Genomic DNA, 22,809 nt, shown 5'->3' with positions numbered 1-22,809 from the left:
TCCGGCTCCATTGCCATGCTTCGGGGGTGCGTGACATGAAGCAGGCGCCATGTCCTTTCTGCACGAAGCGCTGATCTTCCTCACGGCCGCCGTGGTGTCCGTGCCCTTGTTCAAACGGCTCGGATTGGGCTCGGTGCTCGGCTATCTGGCGGCGGGCGTGGTGATAGGCCCCTGGGGAGTGAAGCTCGTCAGCAACGTGGAGAACATCCTGCACTTCTCCGAGCTGGGGGTGGTGTTCCTCCTGTTCCTCATTGGCTTGGAGTTGCAGCCCTCGCGGCTGTGGGCGCTGCGCCGCTCGGTGTTTGGGTTGGGCGGGGCGCAGGTGATGGGCACGGGCATCCTGCTGATGGGCGTGGGCATGGGGGTGCTCGGGCTGCCCCCGGCCGCGGCGCTCATCGCGGGGTTCGGCCTGTCGCTGTCCTCCACCGCCTTCGCGCTGCAATTGCTCACGGAGAAGAACGAGCTGACCACGGAGCATGGCCAGGCGGCCTTCGGCATCCTGCTGTTCCAGGACCTGGCGGTGATTCCCCTGCTCGCGCTCCTGCCCTTCCTCGGCGAGCCCCTGGCGAATGCGCCCGTGCAGTCCGGCTGGGTGTCCGCCGCCAAGGTGGTGGCGGTGCTGGCGGCGGTGATCATCGGCGGCCGCTACGTGCTGCGGCCGGTGCTGCGCTCCGTGGCGTCCCTGCACAGTCAGGAGCTGTTCACCGCCACGGCGCTGCTCGTGGTGGTGGGCACCGCGCTGCTCATGGCCCAGGTGGGCCTGTCCATGGCGCTCGGCGCGTTCCTCGCCGGCGTGCTGCTGGCCGACTCCGAGTACCGCCACGAGCTGGAGGCCGACATCGAGCCCTTCAAGGGCCTCTTGCTGGGCCTGTTCTTCATCGCCGTGGGCATGTCGGTGAACCTGGGGCTGCTCGCGGAAGCGCCGCTGCGCGTGGCGGCGCTGGTGGTGGGGCTCGTGCTCATCAAGGCGCTGGTGCTCTTCGGCCTGGGCTTCCGTGTCTTCAAGAGCCAGGAGCCCTCGCTGAGCCTCGCGGTGGCCATCTCCCAGGGCGGCGAGTTCGCCTTCGTGCTCTTCGGGCTCGCGGTGGGCTTCCGGGTGATGGACCCGAAGCTGTCCGACCTGCTGGTGGGCGTGGTGAGCGTGTCCATGGCCGTCACGCCGCTGCTCTTCGCCGCCTACGACAAGCTCGTGCGGCCGCGCCTGCGCCGCGCGGAGAAGCAGCGCGCGTTCGACGTGTCCCCCGAGGAGGACCAGCCCGTCATCATCGCGGGGCTGGGGCGCGTGGGCCAGGTGGTGGCGCGGCTCCTGCGCGCGCGCCGCATCGGCTTCACCGCCCTGGACATCAACGCCGAGCACATCCAGTTCATCACCAAGTTCGGCAACACCCACGTCTTCTACGGCGACGCCTCGCGCCTGGAGCTGCTGCGGGCAGCGCGCGCGGACAAGGCGCGCGTCTTCGTGCTGGCCATCGACGACGTGGAGGCCTCGGTGCGCACGGCGGAGACGGTGCGCCAGCACTTCCCCCACCTCGCGCTCTTCGCCCGCGCGCGCAACCGCCAGCACGCCTACCGGCTGCGCGCCCTCGGCATCACCCACATCATGCGCGAGACGTACGCGGGCAGCCTGGAGCTCACCGGCGACGTGCTCGAGGCGCTCGGCTTCTCCTTCAGCGAGAGCAAGAGCACCGTGGAGCGCTTCCGCCAGCACGACGAGGCGCTGCTCGAGTCCACCTACCAGCACCAGGGCGACGTGGAGAAGCTCGCCCAACTGGCGCTCAAGGCCCGCGAGGAGCTGGAGCAGCTCTTCGACCGCGACGCGCGCGAGAAGACGCTCTAGGAGAGCGACTTGCCCTCGAGCGCGGCGTCGAGGGCCGCCTTGTCCAGCCCCCCCTCCCACCGGGCCACCACCACCGTGGCCACGGCGTTGCCGATGAAGTTGGTGAGCGAGCGGCACTCGGACATGAAGCGGTCCACGCCCAGGATGAGCGCCATGCCCGCCACGGGCACGGTGGGCACCACGGACAGCGTGGCCGCCAGGGTGATGAAGCCCGCGCCCGTCACGCCCGCGGCCCCCTTGGAGCTGAGCATCGCCACGAGCAGGAGCAGCACCTGCTGGCCCAGGGTCAGGGGCGTGTTGGTGGCCTGCGCGATGAACAGCGCCGCCAGCGTCATGTAGATGTTGGTGCCATCCAGGTTGAAGGAGTAGCCGGTGGGCACCACCAGCGCCACGATGGGCTGGGGGCAGCCCGCGCGCACCATCTTCTCGATGAGGTTGGGCAGCGCGGACTCGGACGAGCTGGTGCCCAGCACGAGCAGCAGCTCCGCCTTGAGGTAGCGGATGAGCCGCAGGATGGAGAAGCCGTTGAAGCGCGCCACCGCCCCCAGGATGACGAGCACGAACACCGCCGACGTCGCGTAGAAGGTGAGCACCAGCGCCGCCAGGTTCGCGATGGCGCCGATGCCGTACTTGCCGATGGTGAAGGCGAACGCGCCGAACGCGCCCACTGGCGCCACCTTCATCAGGATGCCCACGAGCTTGAAGAAGGCGATGCTCAGCGAGTGCAGGAGGTCCACCACCGGCCGGCCCTTCTCGCCCACGAGCGACAGCGCCACGCCGAACAGGATGGAGACGAAGAGCACCTGGAGGATCTCCCCCTCGGAGAAGGCGCTCACCACCGTGGTGGGGATGATGTTGAGCAGGAAGGACGTCAGGTGCTGCTCGTGCGCCTTGGTCGCGTAGCCGGACACCGACCCGGCATCCAGCGTGGCCGGGTCGATGTTCATCCCCGCCCCCGGCCGCACCACGTTGGCGATGACCATGCCCACCACCAGCGCGAGCGTGGAGAAGGTGAGGAAGTAGGCGAACGCCTTGACGGCCACGCGCCCCACCTTGCCCAGGTCATGCGAGCCCGCGATGCCCGTCACCACCGTGAGGAAGATGACCGGCGCGATGATCATCTTCACCAGCTTGATGAAGCCATCGCCCAGCGGCTTCATGGACGCGCCGAGCGAGGGGAAGAAGTGGCCGAGCAGCGCGCCGAGCGTGATGGCCACCAGCACCTGGACATACAGGTGCCGGTGGAGGCCGACCCGGGGCGCGGGCGCCTGGGACAAGGACGGGAAAGTCATCGCGTCAGCCTAGGAGCGCGCCTGGGAGCACACCACCCTCCCGTCTCCCCCCGTGTACTCCCCAACGCATGACGCGCGGCGTCAGCGCTCGGGGCCATTCCGCGCTGGGCAGGGGCGCGCGGCTTGGCGAGGCTCGGCGCCGTGGACGATACCCTGCCCGACTCCGAGTCCTTGGAGCGCCTCCTTTCCGACGCGCGCCAGTTGCCCGCGCTCCAGCCCCACGCGGCCCGGCTGGAGCGCCTGCGCCAGGACTACGCGCGCGGACATGCACGGCGAGAGGTGCCGCTCACCGTCGCGCTGGTGGGCGCCACGGGCGCGGGCAAGTCCACCCTGCTCAACGCCCTGGCCGGCCAGGCGCTCGCGCGCGAGGGAGAGGATCGGCCCACGAGCACCGCCGCCACCGTGTTCGCCCCCGAGGGGCTCGCGCTGGAGGACCTGGGCCAGGTGGGCGCGCGCGTGGTGCGCTACACGCCGGGGCCTCGGGGCCTGTGGAGCGGCCAGGTGTTCATCGACACGCCGGACCTCAACAGCGTGGCCACGGCGCACCGCGAGGTGGCGCGCGGGGCGCTGGAGCGCGCGGACGTGGCCCTCGTCGTCATGCACCGCGGCAGCGTCGCCGAGTCCTCCCAGGCCGAGTTCCTCGCGGAGTTCGCCCGGCGCCGCGCACTCGTGTTCCTCATCAATTTCGCGGACGAGCTGTCGGCCGAGTCGCGCGAGGCCCTCAAGTCTCAGGCGCGTCGGCTCGCCGCGGAGCGCTACGGGCTGGCGCTGGAGGCCGTGCCCGTCTTCGCCATCAGCGGCCGCGCGGCGCAGCAGGGGCAGGATCCATCCGGCGAGTTCGGCGCCCTGCTCTTCCACCTCCAGTCCCTGGCGAGCGAGACGGTGGCCGAGCGGGTGCGGCGCGACAATGCCCGGGGCGCGCTCACGGAGCTGGGCACGCGGGTGGAGGGCGCGCTGAAGGAGACGGAGGACACGCTCGCGCGGGCGGGCGCCGCGCTGGCCGCGGGCATGGGCCGGGCCGCCACCGCGCTGCGCGAGGACTTCGACGCGCGGCTGGTGCTCGCGCAGGGCCACCTGGCCTCGGAGGTGCGGGAGCAGGCCGCGGGGCGCTTCTGGGGCCCGGCCGCCTGGGGCATGCGGCTGTCCACCGCGGGCGTGGGGGGGCTGGGCGCGGCCACGCTGGTGGCCCGGCGCAACCTGCCGGTGGGGCTCGCGGTGGCGGCCACCACCACGGTGCTGGACGCGGTGCGCGAGCGCACCCGGGCGCGCGCCGCGGAGACGGCGGTGGTGGAGCCCTTCGAGGACGACCTGGCGGTGGAGTCCGCCGCGCGCGCCTCGCTCACCGAGGCGCGGAGCCTCGCGTACGCGGGGGGCCTCACCCCGGAGGCGCTGGGCCTGCCGGACCTGGACACCCTGCTCGCGGAGCTCAAGGCGGCGCGCGCCAGCGCCTGGCGCTACACGCTCACCACCGCGGTGGCCGGGGCCGTGGCCCGTTGGTGGCGCACCGCGCGCTGGCTGCTGCTGCCGCTTATCAACCTGCCCCTCTTCGCGCTGCTCGCGCACGTGGGCTACCGCGTGGTGCGCGCCTACGTGGAGGGGCCCCTGCTCGGCGTGGACTACTTCCTCAACGCGGGCGCGCTCTTCGCGCTGCTCGCGGGCGCGGGCGCGCTCTTGGCCTCGGCGAGCCTCGCCGGCACCACCCGCGCCGTGCGCCGCGCGGGCCTGGAGCGCTTCGGCGTCTTGTTGGAGGCCCTCGGCGCGCGCTTCGGTGAATCGGTCCAGGGCGGGCTGCGCTCCGGCCGCGAGGCGGCGCGCGCCCTGCTCCGGCTGCGCTGACTGGCCGACACCGTGCCTGTCCTGGCGCCCCGGTAGTCAAACCCGCGTCCATGGCCATCATGGAACCGCCGCTGTAGGGGCAGGGGTGGGGAACGGGTGGCGGCCGGAGTGCCAGGCAGGCCCTGTGCGGGAAGGAACGCCTTCCCCCCCCGCGCCCCGCCAGACGGGCACTCCTGACAGACCGACGCCCCGGCCCTCCAGTGGCCGGGGCCCGCGAAGCGGAGAGCGCCCCGTCATGAGCCAGAGCGAGCGTCAGGCCCGACCGCCCGAATCCCCCCGTCTTCCCCAGCCCGCGCGGCCGCCGCCGCTCGTGCCCGGGCTGTGGCTGCGGCACTACGAGCTCATCCGCGAGTTGAGCGGCGAGCGCCGGGGCCGGGCCTTCCTCGCGCGGGACACGCGCATGGGCCGCCGGGTGCTGCTGTTGTTCCCGCGCCTGCCGGACATGGACCTCACCCAGGTCACCGCGCGCCTGGTGCACGAGCACATCGCGGCCCTGCACGAGGTCGGTCAGTACGCGGGCGGCCCCTTCCTGGTGCTCGAGTACCTGCAGGGCCAGACGCTGCGCGCACTCGTCCAGCGCAAGCGCCTGCCCCCGGCGCGCGCCGTGGAGTGGATGGTGCCCGTGGTGCGGGCGCTCGCGTTCGCGCACGCCCAGGGCGTCGTCCACCACGACCTCAAGCCGGAGAACGTCTTCGTGACGGACACGGGCGGCATCAAGGTGCTCGACTTCGGCGTCTCGCGGCTGTTGCGCGGCGAGTCCCTGCCGCGCGACGTGCCCTGGCGCACGAGCGACGGCGGCGGCCTGCTCGACGACAACGGGGAGGACCTCACGCGCCGGGGCGCGCTGCCGGACAGCCTCGCGTACCTGTCCCCGGAGCAGTGGGGCAACGGCGGGGCGGTGGACCACCGCACGGACCTGTGGGCCGTGGGCATCATGCTCTTCCAGATGCTCTCCGGGCAGCACCCGCTGGGGGTGCTCGGCGGCAAGGATCCGTCCGTGACGGGGCGGCTCACCGAGCCCATGCCGCGCCTGCAGACGCTCTTTCCCGCGCTGCCCCGGGGCCTGGCGGCCGTGGTGGACCGCTGCCTCCTGAAGGACCGGGAGGAGCGCATGCCGGACGCGGCCACGCTCCTTGGCGCCCTGGAGCCCTTCCTGCCGGGCCAGGCCGGGCGCGAGCTGTACGTCGACCAGTGTCCCTACCCGGGGCCCTCGGCCTTCCGGGAGGGGGACACGGACCACTTCTTCGGCCGCGCCCGGGAGATCGCCGCGCTCACGCAGCGCCTGCAGGAGCGGCCGCTGCTCGCCGTCGTCGGGGCGCCGGGCACGGGCAAGACGTCGCTCGTGCGCGCGGGGCTCATCCCCGCGCTCGGGCGCTCGGGCGTCGAGTGGGACACGCACGTGCTGCGCCCCGGCGCCCACCCGCTGGCGGCCCTGGCCCGGCTGCTCGAGTCCCTGGAGAACCCGTCCGACCCGCCCGCCCCGGACAGCCCGCGGCAGCGCGAGCTCGTGCGGCGACTGGCCTCCGAGCCCGGCTACGCGGGCAACGCCCTGCGCGCCAACGCCCGGTGCAACCACCGCAAGATGCTCGTCTTCGTGGACCCGTTCGAGGAGCTGTACACGCGCGGGCCGGACGCGCGCGAGCGCCGGGCCTTCCTCGCGTGCCTGGCGGGCATCGCCGATGACGTGTCATCCCCGCTGCGGCTCGTGCTCGCGCTGCGCTCGGAGTGGATGGACCGCGTGGGCGAGGACGAGCGCTTCCTCGCGGAGCTCACCCCGGGGCTGTTCCTGCTGGCGCCCCCCGCGCGGGACGAGCTGCGCGAGGCCCTGCTGCGGCCCGCCGAGCGCGCGGGCCACCTCTTCGAGGCGCCCGAGCAGGTGGAGGACTTGCTGCACGCCCTGGAGGGCGCCCCCGACGCGCTCGCGCTCTTGCAGTTCGCCGCCACCACCGCGTGGGACACGCGTGACCGGGAGGGCCGCCGGCTCACGCTCGGGGCGGCGCGGACCCTGGGCGGGCTCACCACGGCGCTCGGGCGCGCGGCCGACGCCGTGCTCACGGGGCTGTCCACGGCCGACCATGCCCTGGCGCGGATTCTGTGCACCCGGCTGGTGACGGCCGAGCACACCCGGCTCCCGGTCTCCACGGAGGAGCTGGGCGCCCTCACCGGCGCGCCGGGGGAGACGTGGCGACTGGCCGAGGTGCTGGTGCGCACCCGGCTGCTGCGGCTGCGCTCCGGTGGGGACGGGGACCCGGACACGGTGGTGGAGCTCGCCCATGACGCCCTGCTCCAGGACAGCGCCGTGCTGCGCCGCTGGCTGGACGAGCGCCGGGAGGACACGACGTTCCTCGATGACCTGTACCAGGCGGCGCTCACCTGGCGGGAGCACGACTCCATCCCGGGTCTGCTGTGGCGGGACGAGCGGCTGGAGGAGGCCCGGCGCTTCCTCGCGCGGCGCGCCACCGGGGAGCTGCCGCCCCTGCAGCGCGACTTCCTGGACGCCGCGTTCGAGCGGCGGGCGCGGCGGGCGCGGCGGGCGCGCAACCGGCGCCTGCTCGGCGCGCTCTCCCTGGGGGTGTTGGGGCTCGCGACGGCGGTGGCCGGGAGCTTCGCGCACGAGGCCCGTCAGGAAGCCACGCTCCAGGCCGAGCGGGCCCGGATGGCCGAGGAGGAGGCCCGGCGGGCGGAGGAAGGCGCCCGCCGGGTGGAGGCCTCGGCCCGGGCGGAGGGGCTGCGCGCCCACGAGACCCTGCGCACCGCGCGCGTCGAGGAGCGCGAGTGGCTGGAGGCGCGGCGCTCCCGGGAGGAGACGGAGCAGGAGGTGGTGCGGCTCGCCGAGGAACTCCTCCAGCAGAAGGAGACGTTCGTGTCCGAGCTGCGGCGCACCCAGCGGGCGCGGCGGCGGGCCCAGCAGGCGCGCGTGGAGGAGTTGCTGCGGCACGAGCGCGAGCGGGTCCAGGGCTTCAAGGAGCGCCTGGACCCGGTGCTCGAGCGGCTGCGCGAGCGGCCCGTGGAAGCGAGCCGCCCGGCCGAGGAGGACCAGCCCTAGTTCGCGCCGCCCGAGCCGTCGTCGAAGGCCTGGGCGTTGGGCGGCGTGCGCAGCGTGTTGGCCGCCGGGCGCGCCACGCGCTCGAGGATCTCCTTGGCGCCGGGAGGAATACCGCCCGAGGCCTGCTCGCCCTCGTTGGTGGACACCACGGGAGCCAGGGGCTGCGAGGCCCGGCGCTCGTCGTTGGTGGCCATCATCGGCAGCTCGCCCGTGTTGCCGCACACGGGCGCGGCGACGAGGGTGTCGCGCATGGGGTCGCCGTACCCGGCGATGCGCGCCGGCACGGACGGGTTGTTCCACCCCGGGCCCTGGGTGCTGGCCACCTTGAAGTGCAGGTGGGGGCCGCAGGACCAGCCCGTGTTGCCCGAGTACCCGAGCAGCTGACCCTTGCGCACCGTGTCGCCGGGCTTCACCACCACGGCGCTGAAGTGCAGGTACTGGGTCTCCACGTTGCCCGCGTGCTCCACGACGACGTAGTTGGCGAACGAGGCCATCTTCGGATCACACGCGCCCTGGGTGCTGTCACCCCGCGCCATGCGCACCTTGCCGTCCTGTGCCGAGACGATGGGGGTGCCGATGGGCATGCGGAAGTCCCAGGCGTACGTGTCATTCTGCAGGTGACTGCCCGTGTCGTGGCCCTGGCTGACCGGGAAGACCCGGCCACAGGCGAACGGCACGCCCATCTCGGGGGCCACGGTGTTGCGGGTGGGGGGGACGACCGGAGCGGAGGCGAGCAGGAAGATCGTGGAAATGATCATGGGGGCCGCGCGACAACGGAAGGGTGCCTAGGCACTATTCCAGAAACCGCACCCCCTCGCGCCCCGCCGGAAAATCTACAGGCCGCTCCACCTGGAGAGCAGACGGCCGGGCGACGAGGCCCCGCGCCCCGTGCGCAGGAGTCCGCCATGGCCCGCTCGAGCTCCTCCCTCGACGACACGCTGGAGTTGTTGAAGCCCTTCGGGCCGGTGCACGCGCGCGCCATGTTCGGCGGCTGGGGCCTGTTCCAGGCCGGGCGCATGTTCGGGCTCATCCTCGACGGGCGGCTCTACCTGAAGACGGATGACACCTCGCGCGCCGCCTTCGAGGCCGCCGGAGGCGAGCCCTTCGTCTACGACGGCGGCAAGGGCCGCCAGGTCACCCTGTCCTACTGGACGCCGCCGGCGGAGGTCGCGGACGACGCCCATGCGCTGCTGCCCTGGGTCCGCCGCGCCGCCGAGGCCGCCCTGCGCGTGGCGAACCAGAAGGCGGCGAGGAAGACCGTCAGGCGGCCGAAGCGCGCCTGACGGCGGGGGACGGCTCAGGCGGCGCTCTTCTCGCCGCGCTTCTCCGCCTCGCGGTAGAGGGTCTCCACGTCATCGCCGTAGCGCTTGAGCACGCTGCGGCGCTTGAGCTTGAGCGAGGGGGTGAGCATGTCGTTGGCGGTGGTGAAGTCCTCGGACACCAGGAGGAAGTGCTTGGGCTTCTCGTAGCCCTTCACGTCCTTGGTGAACTCGGCGATCTGCTCGCGGTAGAGCTGCTGCACCTCGGGCAGGGTGAGCAGCGCGGGCATGGCGGTGCTCAGGCCCTTCTCCTCGGCCCACTTGGTGAGCGAGCCCATGTCCGGGACGATGATGGCCGTGTTGAAGGGCTTGTTCTGCCCGTGCAGCATCGCGTTGACGATGAACGAGGAGAGCTGGAGCGACTGCTCGATGGGCGCCGGCGACACGTACTTGCCGTTCTCCAGCTTGTACTGCTCCTTGATGCGGCCGGTGATCCACAGGAAGCCGTCGTCATCCAGGTAGCCCATGTCGCCGGTGCGGAAGCCGTGCTCGGCGGTGAAGGCCTTGGAGTCCTCGTCCGGCAGGTTGTAGTAGCCCTGCATGACGTTGTGGCCGTAGGCGACGATCTCCCCCTGCTTCGGGTCACCCGTCTCGGTGCGGTCGATCTCCACGCGCGTGCCGGGCAGGGCCTTGCCCACCGAGCCGATCTTCCGGTTTCCCGGGAAGTTCGCCGTGGCGATGGGGGACGTCTCGGTGAGGCCGTAGCCCTCGTAGACCGTGATGCCCAGGTTGTCGATGAACTCGGCCACCTCGCGCGAGATGGCCGCGCCGCCGCTGAAGGCGTACTTCATCCGGCCGCCGAAGCGCGCGCGCACCTTGGAGAAGACGACCTTGTCGAAGAAGGAGTGCTGCAGGTCGAGCAGCAGGCTCGTGCGCTTCTGCTCGGCGAGCGCCTTGCGCTGCTTGGCCACCTCGATGCCCAGGGTGAACAGCTTCTTCTTGAGCCCGGACTCGGTCGCCATGCGCTTCTGGAGCGCGTCGTAGATGCGGTTGAAGATGCGGGGCACGGAGAAGATGAGCGTGGGCTGCACCTCGGCCAGGTTCTCGATGATCTTCTCGGTGGACTCGGCGATGGCCATGGACGCGCCCATGGAGTACAGGCCGTGCAGTTCCACGGACTGACCGAAGACGTGCGCCCAGGGCAGGAACGCGAGCGACCGGTCGTTGTCCGACATGGGGAAGATCTGATGCATGGCGGCCACGTTGTTGGCGATGTTGCCGTGGCTGAGCTTCACGCCCTTGGGATTGCCCGTGGTGCCCGAGGTGTAGATGAGGCCACAGAGATCCGTGGGCTTGGGCGACGCGGCCTTCTGGGGCGCCGCGGAGCCCTGGGCGAGCACGCCCGCGAAGCTCTGGGGACCTTCACCGGCGAAACAGATGACGTGCTCGAGCGCGGGCAGGGATGATTTGAGCGCCGAAATTTTCTTGGCAATGGCCTCGGTGGCGGCGAACACGACCTTGGCGCCACAGTCGTTGAGGATGTAGTGCCACTCCTTCTCCTGCTGCTGCTCGTACATGGGCACGTAGGCGGCGCCGAGCGTGTACGAGGCATACGCGCCCACCGCCCACTCGTGGCGGTTGTTGGAGATGACGGCCACGCGATCGCCCTCGGTCACGCCGAGCTTCGCCAGACCACCGCGCAGGTCGTCCACCTTCTGCGCGAACTGGATGTACGTCATCTCCACCCAGGCCCCGTTCTTCTTCTCGAGGAAGAGCGGGCGCGGGCCGAAGTGGGCCGTGCTTTGGAGGAAGATGTCGACCATCGTCTCGAACGTGGGGCTCGTCATGGCTCGGCTCCTGGGAAGTGAGCAGGCGGGCGGTATCGAGAGACGCCCCCCTCTGTCTCATCAAGTGCCCGAGACGCTAGCCCAATTCCAGGCCCTACTGGATGGGTCTCCAGGCACATTCGCTCGCTACCCAGGGTGGAACCCGCGCTGACGCAAGGCGTCAGGTTGCATGACGCAAACACGGCGCCCCTTCCGCGAGGAAAAGGGCGCCGGGCGCATGACGCGGTGGCTCAGGAGGGAAGCGTCAGGCGTGGGCCTCGGCCTGGACGAAGCGGACTCCCGGACGGCGGGCGGCCTTCTGGGCGGCGCGCTCCGGCGGGGGCACGAGCGTCTGCACGGCGTTGCGCGCCAGGGCGGTGGCCAGGGCGCCGCCGAAGATGAGCAGCAGCTTGTGGCCCAGCTCGATCGGGAAGGGGCGCTGGGGCGCGCCGGTGGCCACCTGGTCCGGATGCTTCCACGCGCGCCGCATCGCGTGTCCCCGGCGGGCCCAGACCACGCGCTCGCGGCGGCGGCCGCTGAGCACCGACCAGCCCACGCCCACGGCCACGGCCGTGAGGGCGCCCGCGCCGAGCTTGAAGAGCACGTCGCGGTTGCGCTCGAGCAGTTGGCGCAGCTGGAACTTCATGTCGAGGGCGCGCTCGCGGCGCCGATCCAGTTCCTGCAGCGTGAGCATCAGCTCATCGCGGAGCCGGTCCGCGGTGCGCTCCACCTGCTCGCGCTCGCTCAGCCCCGGGGTGATGGCGCGCTTCGTGTCGTCACTCATTGCAGGGTCTCCTTGGTGCGGACGAGGTCCGTCTTCAGGCGCTCCTGGGTATGCGCCAGCGGTTTGGTCGGCAGCCGCTTGGAGCCCATCAGGGCGAGCCCTCCGGCCACGAGGACCAGGAAGATGCCCACGAGCAACACGCCCAGCCACTGGGCCACCGGCAGCGCCAGGCCCGCCGCCACGAGCAATGCCGACAGACCCACCAGGCCGAGCACCCCACTGGCGCCCAGGAAGATGCCCGCGGTCTTCGCCGCCGCGACCTCCTCCTTCAATTCCTTCTTGGCGTGCAGGATCTCCGCGCGCGCCAGCAGCCGCGTCTCCTCGATGGCGTGACGGACCAGCTCCGCGGTGGACAGCGATTCCAGTTGGCTGCGCTCCAGCCGCTCCGATTCGAATTCCACGTGCCGCCTCCCAGGCGTCCCATGAACCCACGACGTGGTCACAGGTGAGTTCCGCTCTCCCAGGAGAAAGTGGAATCGGAAGGACGCCAGGGGAAGTCAGGCGGGCGCGGTGAGGGCTCGGCCGCCTGGTCGCTGCTCGCGGGGACTAACGGCGCCGCTTCTGCTGGGCGAGCGCGGTGGCGAGGGTCTCGCGCACCTGGCGGGCCTGGAAGAGGCGATCCGCGGCGTCCACGAGGGTGTCGGCGTAGAGCACGCTCTTGCGCAGGCGCGGGGGAATGGCGGCGGTGCCCAGGTGCGCGCCGAGCATGGCGCCCACGCAGGCGGCGGCCGCGTCGGCCTCGCCGCCACAGCGCAGGGTGAGCTCCACGGCTTGGCGGAAGTCGTGCGGCGCCTTGAGCGTCGCGTAGATGGCGGTGAGCAGCACCGGCACCACGTGCGGCGGCAGGCCGTCCACGCCGCGCAGCTGGCTCGGGGGCACGCTCACCTTGCGCAGCTGCGTGAGCGCGCGCGACGTGTCCCAGGTGAGCAACCGCGGCAGGTGGCGCAGCTCCTCGGCCAGCTCCTGATCGTGCGCGGCGGCCGCCAGGGCCAGCTCCTCGCAGAAGGCGGCGGGCGTGGGCGGCTCCTTGGTGGTGAGGCCCATGGCCACCGCCTGGGCGAAGGCGGCCGCGGCCCCGGCGCAGGTGGGATCCTTGTGCGTGAGGATGGCGAGCACGCCCGCGTCATGGCGGATGCGCACGCGGCTCTTGCTCTCGAAGAGGCCCACCACCATGGCGCGGCTGAGCACCGAGTGGCACTTGACGCCCAGGGGCGAGCCCGCGCTCATCCACGGCGTGCCCAGCGCGAGCTTCTGCAGCGACTCGGCGAGCGGCTTGGGCGGCTGCAGGATGATGCCCTCCTGCCACAGCCACGCCAGGTGCACCGCGGTGCTGCGCCCGTCCACCTTGCCCTCGCGGATGACGCTCTCCGCGGTGGCGAGCATCAACTGCGTGTCGTCGGAGAACTGGCCCTTGGCGAACTTGCCTCGGGGCCGGGGCGCGAAGTCGTCGGCCAGCCCGCTGAGCCGCGCGAGGTTCAGCGGCGGAATGCCCTTGAGCGGAAACCCCAGGGCATCTCCGATCGCGAGACCCAGGAACGCCGCTTGAAACCTATCCTGGCGCTCGGCGGGAGTCATCGACATGGGGAGCGGCAAGATAACCAAACCGCGTCGCATGACCAGCCCCGACTTACGATCCCTCGCGACTTCGGCTCGCTCCGCATACAGGTTGGGTGAAGGGCGCGCTCCCACCCCAAGCGATCACTCATCTCGCCCCAGGTTGACAACCGCCTGCAGACGCGCCACGACCGCTTGCGCGCCCTGGTGCAGATGAACGCCGTCCCAGAGCGCGGGCGTGGTGTGTCCACCGAGCGCGCGCCACGCGGCCTCCGCCTCCGGGAAGGCGAGGTTGCGAAAGCGCACGCGATCCTCCAGCGCGTGGTCCACGACGTAGAGTCGGGCCTCGGCCGACGGAGGATCCGCGATGAGGTGGAAGAGGTCGAGCATGGGGCACGCGGCGGCGCGGGGAGCCGTCCAGGGCTCGGACCCGCGCGCGCGGGAGTCAAAGACAGACACGCGGGGCACGTGAGGCGCGCCCCGCGCAAACCAGACAGGAACTAGCGGGCCACGGCGTTCACGCGCGCCGTCTCGCGGCGCACGATGGCCTGCTCCACGGTGAAGCGCGCGTCGTCCGAGGACATGCCGCGCAGCCGCTCCTGGGCCTCGGCCAGCCGCTGGCGCGCGGCGTCCACGTCGATGGAGGCCACGGGCTCGACCACGTCCGCGAGCACCAGCACCTTGTCGTTGCTCACCTCGACGAAGCCGCCGGCCACGAAGTAGGCCTCGCGCGGCGCGCCCTCACCCGACAGGGTGAGCAGGCCCGGCTCGATGAGCGAGAGGAACGGGGTGTGGCCCGGCCGCACGCCGAACAGGCCCCGCGCGCCGGGGACGATCGCCTCGTCCGCCTGGACCGACAGGACGCGCTTCTCGGGGGTGACAATCTCGACCGTCAGCTTGGCCATGGGCTTTTCCGTGCTCTCTTCAGAACGTCAACTTCAGAAGGTCAGTTGATGGGTCTTGCCGCCGCCCACCGTCTCGAAATCAATGCGTCCGGCATCCGTCAGGCGGGGGCCCTTGCCCGGCACGCCGAGCATGCCCTCCAGCCACTTGAGGTGCTGCGTCATCTGCCGCACCTCGGGCAGGGCCTGCCGGCTCACGAAGTCCAGCAGGCGCCGCTCCTCCACCTTCGCGCCGTGACGATCATACAGGGCCGCCACGGGGGTGTTGGCCCAGGCGGGCAGCGCCTTGTTCTGCTTGCCGGGCAACTTCTGGGTGCCCTTGGTGGCCAGCGGAAGCAGGACCCACACCTTCTCTCCGTCGTTGGAGACGAAGTAGAGGTCGTCGGCGCTCCCCACGCACTGCGTGAGCTTCCACTCCACGCCGCTCTCGCGAGACACCTCCAGCGTGCATTGGTCGGGACCCGTCACGACCATGCGCACGCTGTAGGCGCCATTGGCGCTCACCCGAGGGCGGCTGGAGCGCTCCGCGGCGAGGCCAGGAGCGGCCAACAAGATGATCCCGAGAACGACGGAACGCAGCATGTGGACACCCCTCCTGGCCGTGTGACGCGAACGTGGGGACTAGCTGGCCGCCATCTTGGCGGCCTTGGCCTTGGCCTCTTCGATGCCGCCCACCATGTAGAAGGCGGACTCGGGCAGGTCGTCGTGCTTGCCGTCGGCGATCTCCTTGAAGCCCTGGACGGTGTCCTGGAGCTTCACGTACTTGCCGGGAGCGCCGGTGAAGATCTGCGCCACGAAGAAGGGCTGGGACAGGAACTTCTGGATCTTCCGGGCGCGCGCCACCGTCAGCTTGTCTTCCTCGGACAGCTCGTCCATGCCGAGGATGGCGATGATGTCCTGCAGCTCCTTGTAGCGCTGGAGGATGCCCTGGACGCGGCGGGCCACGGCGTAGTGCTCGGCGCCCACGACGTCCGGCGAGAGGATGCGGCTCGTCGAGTCGAGCGGATCCACGGCCGGGTAGATGCCCAGCTCGGAGATGGCGCGGTTGAGCACCGTGGTCGCGTCCAGGTGGGCGAACGTGGTGGCGGGCGCCGGGTCCGTCAGGTCGTCGGCGGGCACGTAGATGGCCTGCACGGAGGTGACCGAGCCCTTGGTGGTGGAGGTGATGCGCTCCTGCAGGCTGCCCATCTCCGTGGCGAGCGTGGGCTGGTAACCCACGGCGCTCGGGATGCGGCCCAGGAGGGCGGACACCTCGGAACCGGCCTGGGTGAAGCGGAAGATGTTGTCCACGAAGAGCAGCACGTCGCGGCCTTCCACGTCACGGAAGTACTCGGCGATCGTCAGCGCGGTGAGGGCCACGCGGGCGCGCGCACCGGGCGGCTCGTTCATCTGGCCGTACACCAGCACCACCTGGCTCTCCTCCAGGTTGTCGACCTTGATGACGTTGCTCTCCTGCATCTCGTGGTACAGGTCGTTGCCCTCGCGGGTGCGCTCGCCCACGCCGGCGAACACGGAGAAGCCGCCGCGCTCCACCGCCACGTTGCGGATGAGCTCCTGCAGGAGCACCGTCTTGCCCACGCCGGCGCCGCCGAACAGGCCGATCTTGCCACCACGCGTGTAGGGCGCGAGCAGGTCGATGACCTTGATGCCCGTCTCGAACATCTGCACGCGCACGTCCTGCTCGGTGAACGGGGGCGGCTGGCGGTGGATGGACCAGGACTCCTTGGCGACCACCGGGCCCTTCTCGTCCACGGGATCACCCGTGACGTTGAGGATGCGGCCCAGGGTGGCCTTGCCCACCGGCGCCTGGATGGGCGCGCCCGTGTTCGTCACCGGCTGCCCCCGGCTCAGACCCTCGGTCGAGTCCATGGAGATGCAGCGCACGGTGTTCTCGCCCAGGTGCTGCGCCACCTCGAGCGTGAGGTTGTTCTGCTCGGCGCTGACGTTGGGGTTGGTCAGCTTGAGGGCGGTGTACACCTCGGGGAGACCACCGGGCGGAAACTCCACGTCGACCACAGGACCGAGAACCTGGGTCACCTTGCCTACCGTCGGAACTTGAGCGCTCATGGACTGTCTTCCCGTCACTGCATCGAAAGGGTGGCCCGGGGGCTGCTTGGGCGGGCCCGCTCTACTTGCAGGCGCCCCCGGAGGTCAACATTGGAGGCCGTCTGGCCAGAAGCCCCGCTACTACTTCAACGCCTCGGCGCCGGAGACAATCTCCATGAGCTCGTTGGTGATGACCGCCTGGCGGGTGCGGTTGTAGGTGAGCGTCAGGCTGGAGATCATGTCCGTGGCATTGCTCGTCGCGTTCTCCATGGCGGACATGCGCGCGCCGTGCTCGCTCGCCACGCTCTCCAGCAGCGCGCGGTAGAGCTTGATGGACACGGCCTGGGGCACCAGCCGGTCCAGCACTTCCTGGCGGCCCGGCTCGTACTTGAAGTCCACCAGGTCCGCCGTGGGCTGCGCCTGGGGGGCGACCTGACCCACCTGGGCGGCCGTGGGCGCGCTGACCGACAGCGTCTGCAGGGGCAGCAGCTGGGCCACGGTCACCTTCTGGTTAATGGCCGAGAGGAACTCGTTGTAGATGACGTAGACCGCGTCCACGTCGCCCTTGAGGAAGCGCGCGCTCAGCTCCTCGGCCACGGCGGAGGCCTGGGTGTAGTCGGGCTTCTGGGACAGGTGCCCGAAGTCCTTGCGCATCGACTGCCCGCGCTGGCGGAAGAAGTCGTTGCCCTTGCGGCCCACGGTGGAGAACTCCACCTGCACGCCGTTGTTCTCGTAGAGGAAGCGGGTGGCGCGCCGGATCACGTTGGAGTTGAAACCACCGGCCAGGCCGCGGTCCGACGTCAGCAGCACCACCTCGGCCTTGCGCACCGGGCGCGAGCTGAGGAGCGGATGGGCCAGCTCCTCGCCCTGCGAGCGCACCACGAGGTCGGAGATGATCTGATCGAGGATCTGCGCGTAGGGCCGCGCGGCGGTGATCGCTTCCTGGGCCTTGCGCAGCTTGGCGGCGGCCACCATCTTCATGGCCTTGGTGATCTGCCGCGTGTTCTTCACCGAGCGGATGCGCTTGCGGATGTCGCGAAGAGACGCCATTGAGGCCACCAGCTCCTGTCGAAACGTGGGCCTGAGATGTTCGGCCCGGTCGCGGCCCCCTATATAGGGTGGTGTGGCGGCCGGTCAACCGTGGCCTTCCAACCCCGCGCGCCGTTTTCCGGGAGCCAGGAATCCACCGCCCGAGTCGACGCCGTGGGAGCGGCCAGGAGAGTGCGCTTCCCTGGCAGCCCCGTCGGGACGACAATGCGGGTTCCGGCCGTTGGGCCGGAGTTCATGCGCCCGGAGGGTCAAAAGAATCGGTGGCGGCGAGCAGTCCGCCTGATGGGGCTGGGCGCGGGCCTGGGCATCCTGGCCGTGGGAAGCCTGTCCCTGTACGTCGAGCACCGCTACGCGGATCGCATCCTGCCGCGCGCCGAGGTGCCCCGGGCGCCGGTGGCGCTCGTGTACGGCGCGGGGCTGGCCCGGGGAGGCAAACCCTCGCCGGTGCTCGCCCAGCGGCTGGACGCCGCCCTGGCCCTGTACCGCGCGGGCACCGTGGGCACGCTGCTGCTCAGCGGCGACAACTCGGACCGCTTCCACGACGAGACGCGCGCCATGGTGCGCTACGTGCGCGAGCGGGGCGTGCCCGCCGAGGCCATCCAGGAGGACACCGCGGGCCTGTCCACCTACGACAGCTCCGTGCGGGCCCATGGGGTCTTCGGCGTGCGCCAGGCCGTGCTCGTCACCCAGCGCTTCCACCTGACGCGCGCGCTCTACATCGCCAACTCCGTGGGCATCGACGCCTGGGGCGTGGCCGCCGACGAGGGCAAGCCCTCCACGCGCCGCTACGCCCTGCGCGAGACGCTCTCCCGCGTGCTCGCCCTCGTCATGGTGTGGCTGGAGGCCGAGCCGCGTTACCCCGCGGACGTGACCCCGCCGCGCTGAGCCCCCTGGCGGGCGAGCGACCGAGGGCCGTTGCGAGAAGTCCCTTGGATTCGCACCGTTGGCTCATGCGCCATCCCGGCGTCCTTGGGAGACCAGCCATGCGATTCAAGAATCTCGGAGCCGAGGAAGTCGGCGAGTCCCAGTCCCTGCGCCATCGGGATCCCGTTACCGGGCGCGAGGAGCTCAACTTCACCGACGCGGAGCTGGCCATGACGCCGCCGCTCGAGGAGGAGGCCGACTCGCGCGACATCCTGCCGGATCAGATCCGCGAGTTCCGCGGCGATGACGACGAGGACGAGGAGCGTGAGCTCACCGCCCAGCCCCACGAGCCCCTGCGCCCGATTCGGCCGGACGACCTCGGCAACGACTGAGCCCCCCGCGCGCCGCTCGAGAGGACCCATTCGTGATGCCCTCACCCCGCCGCTCGCAGGTCACGCCCCTCACGGTCTGGACGGTGGGGCTTCACGCCCTGGCGCTCGTCACCCTGCTGTGGCTGCTCACCCAATCCGCCATGGTGCTGTCCTGGGTGATGGTGTCGCTCTTTCTCGCTCTGGCCGCCAACCCGCTGGTGAGCTGGCTGGAGGCGCGAGGACTGCGCCGGGGCCTGGCGGTGCTCGGCGTGGCGCTGCTGGGACTGGGTCTCCTGTCGGCGCTGGTGGTCACCCTGGTGCCCATGCTCGTCGAGCAGGGCCGCGCGCTCGTCCAGGCCGCGCCCGGATTCCTGGATCGGCTGCAGCACCACCCCTGGGTGGAGAAGCTGGACAAGCGCTACGACGTCATCGACCAGGCGGCGCAGCAGCTGCAGCGGCAGGTGTCGGGCATGCCCGGGCCCATGCTCGGGGTGGTGACGGACGTGCTGCGCAACGTCGTGGCCGCGGTCACCGTCGCCGTGCTGACGGTCTTCTTCCTGCTGTTCGGCGATGACCTCTTCCAGGCCCTCTTGCGGTGGGTCCGGCCCACCCAGCGGGAGCGCTACGCGCGGATCGGCCATCGGATGAAGGGGGTGGTGGGCGGCTACGTGGCGGGCTCGTTCCTCATCTCGCTCATCGGCGGCATCACCACGGCCGTGATCACCCTGGTGCTCGGAGTGCCCTACTTCCTGCCCCTGGGCCTCATGATGACGGTGCTGGGACTCATCCCCTTCGTGGGCACCTTCCTTGGCGGCATCCTGGTGACGAGCACCACGATGGCCTCGGTGGGCATGAAGCAGGGGCTCATCGCCCTCGCCCTCTTCGTCGTCTACCAGCAGGTGGAGAGCAACCTGCTGCAGCCGCTCGTGCAGCGGCACACGCTGAAGATGAACCCCCTGATCATCGCCCTGGTGATGTTGGTGGGTACGGGCCTGGCGGGATTGCTCGGCGCCCTGCTCAGCCTGCCCATCGCGGGAGCCCTGCAGGTGTTGATGCAAGAGCGGCTGGCCCGGCTCCACGAGCGCTGGGCCTTCGAGGAGTCCTCGGGGGAAGGCGTCATCCTGCAACCCCATGACGAGGGCCCCCGCGACCCTCCGCCCTCCCAGCCGCCCTCGATCTCGCATTGAGCCGACGGGCGGAGCGGGTCTCACCCGCTCCGTCTCGGGCTTTCGCTCAGCGTCGGCTCCGCCCGGCCGCGCCCTTCTTCGCCGCGCTCTTCTTCGTGGCGGGAGCCTTCTTCGCGGGGCTCTGCTTGCTCGCCCCCTTCTTGGCCGCGCCCTTCTTGGCCGGAGCCTTCTTCGCCGCGCTCTTCTTCGTGGCGGGAGCCTTCTTCGCCGGAGCCTTCTTCGCCGCGGCCTTCGTGCTCGCACCCTTCTTGGCCGGAGCCTTCTTCGCCGCGGCCTTCGTGCTCGCACCCTTCTTGGCCGGAGCCTTCTTCGCCGCGCTCTTCTTCGTGGCGGGAGCCTTCTTCGCTGGAGCATTCTTCGCCGCGGCCTTCGTGCTCGCACCCTTCTTGGCCGGAGCCTTCTTCGCGGCCGGGGCCTTCTGGGCGGACACCTTCTTGGCCGGAGCCTTCTTCGCGGACGACTTCGCGGCGGCCGGTGCGGGCGCCTCGTCCTCGTCCTCGTCCTCGTCCTCGTCCAGCGCGGGCGCCGGTTCCGTCTTCTGGAACTTCACCACGCGGCGCCTGGCCGCGGCCACCACGGGCTGACGCAGGGCCGCGTCGGACTCCGGATCCGCCGCCTCACCGTCCTCGGCCTCGTCCTCGTCGTCGGACACGACCGCCTCGGCCTCGTCCTCCGACTGGGCGGCGGTCGTGACCTGCTCGTCGGCCTCGTCCTCCTCCAGGTCCTCGTCGAGTTCGGCCTGGGCCGCCTCTTCGTCCTCCTCGTCCTCTTCGTCCTCCGCGTCCTCGTCCGCGTCACGGGCGGGGGCCGGAGAGGTGTCGCCCTCCTCGTACTCCACGGACAGGTCGTTCAAGGTGCCCTCCACCATGGAGAGGGCCTGGGCGTAGGTGCGGTCACCGAACTCCTCCACCTCCTTGGGCGGCACGAGCACCTCCAGCATCGCCTGGAGCGAGCGGTACAGGCGCAGCACATTCCCCTGGCCCTCCCAGGTGCCGAAGAGCCAGTCCTCGTCCGAGAGCGGCTCGGCCCAGCCCGGCAGGGGCTGCTCGGCCTGGGCCGGCAAGGCGGACTTGCGCGCGGCGAACAGGTGCCGGTGGGCGCCCTTGGTCCCGATGTGCCAGAGCCCCGTGGCGGCCAGCCCCTCGAGTCCGACCCGCGACCGCCCCGCGCCCCCCTCGGTGTCCCGCAGGGGGAAGAGCACGACGTCACCCTGGAAGGTGCCCCCGTCGAACGTGCGCCAGAGGGTGGCGAGCGCCTCGGGAACCGGCAAGCCCTGTTCCGTCTCCGCCCTCCGCACATCCTCCTGGCCCACTCCAGCCGACGTCTTGACCGCCGACTTCTGAAGACCCTCCAGCCACTCGTGCATGTCCCCTCCGCTTCGAAGGGCCTCAGCTTAGGAGGCCCCAGGCCCGCTGCGCAGTCCACCTCGGCCCCTATTGTGCACCGCCCTACCCCCGCCCGGCAGCCTTTCCGCACATGTCCTCCCGTCCTCCGTCGGGAGACCCGGCTTGAAGCGGCGGGCGGAGGCCGTTACACGCAAGGCGCATGGCACATCCCCGAAGCTATGACGCGACCCCACAGACCTTCGATGCCCTCGTCCTGGAGCCCCGGGACGAGCTGGTGGTGGTGGACTTCTGGGGTCCAGGCTGCCCCAACTGTGACATCTACGCGGCGGCCGAGCCCTCGCTGCTCCGGGAGCTGGAGGGGGCCCGCATGCGCGTGGTCAAGGTGAACGCGTACGAGCACGACGAGCTCGCGCTGCGCTTCGGGCTCCACGGCATCCCCACCTTCCTGCTGTTCCGCGACGGCCAGCGGCTCGGGAAGATGAGTCAGTACTACGGGCGCGAGTACTGGCTGGGCGTCATCCGGGAGCACCTGCCCCCGGCCGCGCCCGCGCCGGCCTAGCGGCGCAGCTCGGGAAAGGGCGACGTGGGCGAGCTGTAGCGCCCCGTCACCAGGGACCAGTGCACGTTGCCGCGGATCCACGCCTTCATCCCCTCCACGTACGCGAGCACCCGCGGGTCGCTCAGCCGCGAGGCCAGCAGCGCCTCCTCGCAGGCGATGAACGCGTCCGTGTCCGAGTTGATGAGCTCGATGCCCGCGAAGATGGCCTCCTCCAGTCCCAGGCCCTGGTTGACCCCCAGCACGTGGATGAAGTTGTTGGGATTGCGGTGCCAGAGCACCTCCTTCTCGAAGGAGAAGAGGTCATTGGTCAGCGCCACCACACGCGTGCACAACTGGCGCATGCGCTGCACGAGCGGCAGGCGGAACAGCTCCTCGGGCAGCTCCTGCCCCGGCTCGGCGAACTCCACCAGATCCAGCGCCGTGTACACGCCCGAGTCCAGGGCGCGCTGCTCGATGTAGGGCTCCAGCGCGGGCACCGTGCCGTCGGTCCAGTGGCGCGCGGCCGGCAGCGTGCCCCGCAGCAGGTAGTCCTCCACGTCGTGGATGAAGCGCTCCATCCACATCTCGCTCGCCAGGCTGCTCATGCGCTGGCGCAGCTGGTACGTGAAGCGCTCCAGGGGCGTGGCGCGCGCGCCCGGCCGCCCTCCGCGGAGCACCCGCAGACAGGCCTCCACGTAGTGCGCCAGGTACTCGGGCCGCTGGCCCACGTCGGCCTGCTCGTCCGCCTCGTCGTCGAACAAGAACAGCCACGCGTGCCAGTCATTGCACACCGCCAGACGCTCCCACCGTCCCTTGGGATAGACATGCGCCGTGAGCAGTCCAAACTGGCCCGCGTCAAAACGCATCACCCGCGCCGGATCGTCTGGCAAGACATTGAACGCGAGCACCTGGCCGCGTGTATGGCGATCCATCGCCCGGGCATACAGGCTCGGCTCCATGGACCAGGACGTGGGCAGGCGCAGCATCGACAGGCGCGGTCCCCTCACGAGGGGCGGCTCTGGGAGGAACGAGACATCAGCGGAGCTCTTCATGGCGGGCTGTTGCATCGGA

21 protein-coding genes are annotated in these 22,809 nt (G+C 70.9%); 8 read left to right on the top strand and 13 right to left on the bottom strand.

Annotation, left to right across the window (positions count from 1 at the left end):
- Window positions 1-49: 49 nt before the first annotated feature.
- Window positions 50-1,837, top strand: a complete 1,788-nt coding sequence (locus I3V78_RS05950) for a monovalent cation:proton antiporter-2 (CPA2) family protein (RefSeq protein WP_204485343.1) — start codon at window positions 50-52, stop codon at window positions 1,835-1,837.
- On the opposite strand, the gene I3V78_RS05945 is transcribed toward I3V78_RS05950, so the two are convergent.
- Window positions 1,834-3,129, bottom strand: coding sequence for a C4-dicarboxylate transporter DctA (locus tag I3V78_RS05945; protein ID WP_204485342.1), 1,296 nt, complete (start codon window positions 3,127-3,129; stop codon window positions 1,834-1,836). The two genes, I3V78_RS05950 and I3V78_RS05945, sit on opposite strands and share 4 nt — an antisense overlap.
- Before the next feature lie 141 nt (window positions 3,130-3,270).
- Between I3V78_RS05945 and I3V78_RS05940 the strand changes: the two genes are divergently transcribed.
- Window positions 3,271-4,965 (top strand): GTPase, encoded by a 1,695-nt coding sequence (locus I3V78_RS05940; protein WP_204496514.1) that lies wholly within the window; start codon window positions 3,271-3,273, stop codon window positions 4,963-4,965.
- A gap of 235 nt (window positions 4,966-5,200) precedes the next feature.
- On the top strand, window positions 5,201-8,011 hold the full coding sequence (locus I3V78_RS05935) for a serine/threonine-protein kinase (RefSeq protein WP_204485341.1): 2,811 nt from the start codon (window positions 5,201-5,203) through the stop codon (window positions 8,009-8,011).
- Here the strand turns inward: I3V78_RS05935 and I3V78_RS05930 are convergent.
- Window positions 8,008-8,769, bottom strand: coding sequence for a M23 family metallopeptidase (locus I3V78_RS05930; RefSeq protein WP_204485340.1), 762 nt, complete (start codon window positions 8,767-8,769; stop codon window positions 8,008-8,010). The genes I3V78_RS05935 and I3V78_RS05930 overlap by 4 nt on opposite strands.
- A 147-nt stretch (window positions 8,770-8,916) precedes the next feature.
- On the opposite strand from I3V78_RS05930, the gene I3V78_RS05925 reads away from it, so the two are divergent.
- On the top strand, window positions 8,917-9,294 hold the full coding sequence (locus I3V78_RS05925; RefSeq protein ID WP_204485339.1) for a TfoX/Sxy family protein: 378 nt from the start codon (window positions 8,917-8,919) through the stop codon (window positions 9,292-9,294).
- Between the two features lie 14 nt (window positions 9,295-9,308).
- Here the strand turns inward: I3V78_RS05925 and I3V78_RS05920 are convergent, their stop codons facing one another.
- The 9 genes from I3V78_RS05920 to atpG all read right to left on the bottom strand — a co-directional run bounded on the left by I3V78_RS05920 (window position 9,309) and on the right by atpG (window position 17,432).
- Window positions 9,309-11,117, bottom strand: a complete 1,809-nt coding sequence (locus I3V78_RS05920; protein ID WP_204485338.1) for an AMP-dependent synthetase/ligase — start codon at window positions 11,115-11,117, stop codon at window positions 9,309-9,311.
- A gap of 244 nt (window positions 11,118-11,361) precedes the next feature.
- A complete protein-coding gene (locus tag I3V78_RS05915) occupies window positions 11,362-11,880 on the bottom strand; it encodes a hypothetical protein (RefSeq protein WP_204485337.1) in 519 nt (172 codons plus the stop codon).
- Complete coding sequence (locus I3V78_RS05910; protein ID WP_204485336.1) at window positions 11,877-12,281, bottom strand: phage holin family protein; 405 nt, start codon at window positions 12,279-12,281, stop codon at window positions 11,877-11,879. The genes I3V78_RS05915 and I3V78_RS05910 overlap by 4 nt, the downstream gene beginning before the upstream one ends.
- Window positions 12,282-12,426: 145 nt before the next feature.
- Window positions 12,427-13,461 (bottom strand): ADP-ribosylglycohydrolase family protein, encoded by a 1,035-nt coding sequence (locus I3V78_RS05905; RefSeq protein ID WP_204485335.1) that lies wholly within the window; start codon window positions 13,459-13,461, stop codon window positions 12,427-12,429.
- 117 nt (window positions 13,462-13,578) lie between these two features.
- On the bottom strand, window positions 13,579-13,824 hold the full coding sequence (locus tag I3V78_RS05900) for a hypothetical protein (RefSeq protein ID WP_204485334.1): 246 nt from the start codon (window positions 13,822-13,824) through the stop codon (window positions 13,579-13,581).
- A 110-nt stretch (window positions 13,825-13,934) separates the two neighbouring features.
- On the bottom strand, window positions 13,935-14,339 hold the full coding sequence (locus I3V78_RS05895) for a F0F1 ATP synthase subunit epsilon (RefSeq protein ID WP_204485333.1): 405 nt from the start codon (window positions 14,337-14,339) through the stop codon (window positions 13,935-13,937).
- Between the two features lie 33 nt (window positions 14,340-14,372).
- On the bottom strand, window positions 14,373-14,918 hold the full coding sequence (locus I3V78_RS05890; RefSeq protein ID WP_204485332.1) for a hypothetical protein: 546 nt from the start codon (window positions 14,916-14,918) through the stop codon (window positions 14,373-14,375).
- A gap of 39 nt (window positions 14,919-14,957) precedes the next feature.
- Window positions 14,958-16,403 carry a F0F1 ATP synthase subunit beta gene (atpD, locus tag I3V78_RS05885; protein ID WP_204485331.1) on the bottom strand — a complete coding sequence of 482 codons (1,446 nt, stop codon included), beginning with the start codon at window positions 16,401-16,403 and terminating at the stop codon, window positions 14,958-14,960.
- A gap of 120 nt (window positions 16,404-16,523) precedes the next feature.
- Window positions 16,524-17,432, bottom strand: coding sequence for an ATP synthase F1 subunit gamma (atpG, locus tag I3V78_RS05880; RefSeq protein WP_204485330.1), 909 nt, complete (start codon window positions 17,430-17,432; stop codon window positions 16,524-16,526).
- A 282-nt stretch (window positions 17,433-17,714) separates the two neighbouring features.
- Between atpG and I3V78_RS05875 the strand changes: the two genes are divergently transcribed.
- The 3 genes from I3V78_RS05875 (at window position 17,715) to I3V78_RS05865 (ending at window position 19,854) form a co-directional block, all read left to right on the top strand.
- Window positions 17,715-18,317 carry a SanA/YdcF family protein gene (locus I3V78_RS05875; protein WP_239576316.1) on the top strand — a complete coding sequence of 201 codons (603 nt, stop codon included), beginning with the start codon at window positions 17,715-17,717 and terminating at the stop codon, window positions 18,315-18,317.
- Window positions 18,318-18,415: 98 nt separating this feature from the next.
- Entirely contained in the window at window positions 18,416-18,688 is a 273-nt protein-coding gene (locus tag I3V78_RS05870; RefSeq protein ID WP_204485328.1) for a hypothetical protein, read from the top strand.
- Between the two features lie 35 nt (window positions 18,689-18,723).
- Window positions 18,724-19,854: an AI-2E family transporter gene (locus I3V78_RS05865; RefSeq protein ID WP_204485327.1), complete on the top strand. Its 1,131-nt coding sequence runs from the start codon at window positions 18,724-18,726 to the stop codon at window positions 19,852-19,854.
- A gap of 46 nt (window positions 19,855-19,900) precedes the next feature.
- Here I3V78_RS05865 and I3V78_RS05860 read toward each other — a convergent pair whose 3' ends face one another.
- Window positions 19,901-21,220, bottom strand: a complete 1,320-nt coding sequence (locus I3V78_RS05860) for a histone H1-like repetitive region-containing protein (RefSeq protein WP_204485326.1) — start codon at window positions 21,218-21,220, stop codon at window positions 19,901-19,903.
- 179 nt (window positions 21,221-21,399) lie between these two features.
- Between I3V78_RS05860 and I3V78_RS05855 the strand changes: the two genes are divergently transcribed.
- A complete protein-coding gene (locus I3V78_RS05855; RefSeq protein WP_204485325.1) occupies window positions 21,400-21,759 on the top strand; it encodes a thioredoxin family protein in 360 nt (119 codons plus the stop codon).
- Here the strand turns inward: I3V78_RS05855 and I3V78_RS05850 are convergent.
- Window positions 21,756-22,790 (bottom strand): terpene synthase family protein, encoded by a 1,035-nt coding sequence (locus tag I3V78_RS05850; RefSeq protein ID WP_204485324.1) that lies wholly within the window; start codon window positions 22,788-22,790, stop codon window positions 21,756-21,758. The genes I3V78_RS05855 and I3V78_RS05850 overlap by 4 nt on opposite strands.
- Window positions 22,791-22,809 lie beyond the last annotated feature (19 nt).

Source organism: Archangium primigenium (genome assembly GCF_016904885.1).
Taxonomy (GTDB): Bacteria; Myxococcota; Myxococcia; order Myxococcales; family Myxococcaceae; genus Cystobacter; species Cystobacter primigenius.
Note: the sequence above shows the minus strand (reverse complement) of the source record. Positions and strands in the feature narration are given on the sequence as shown.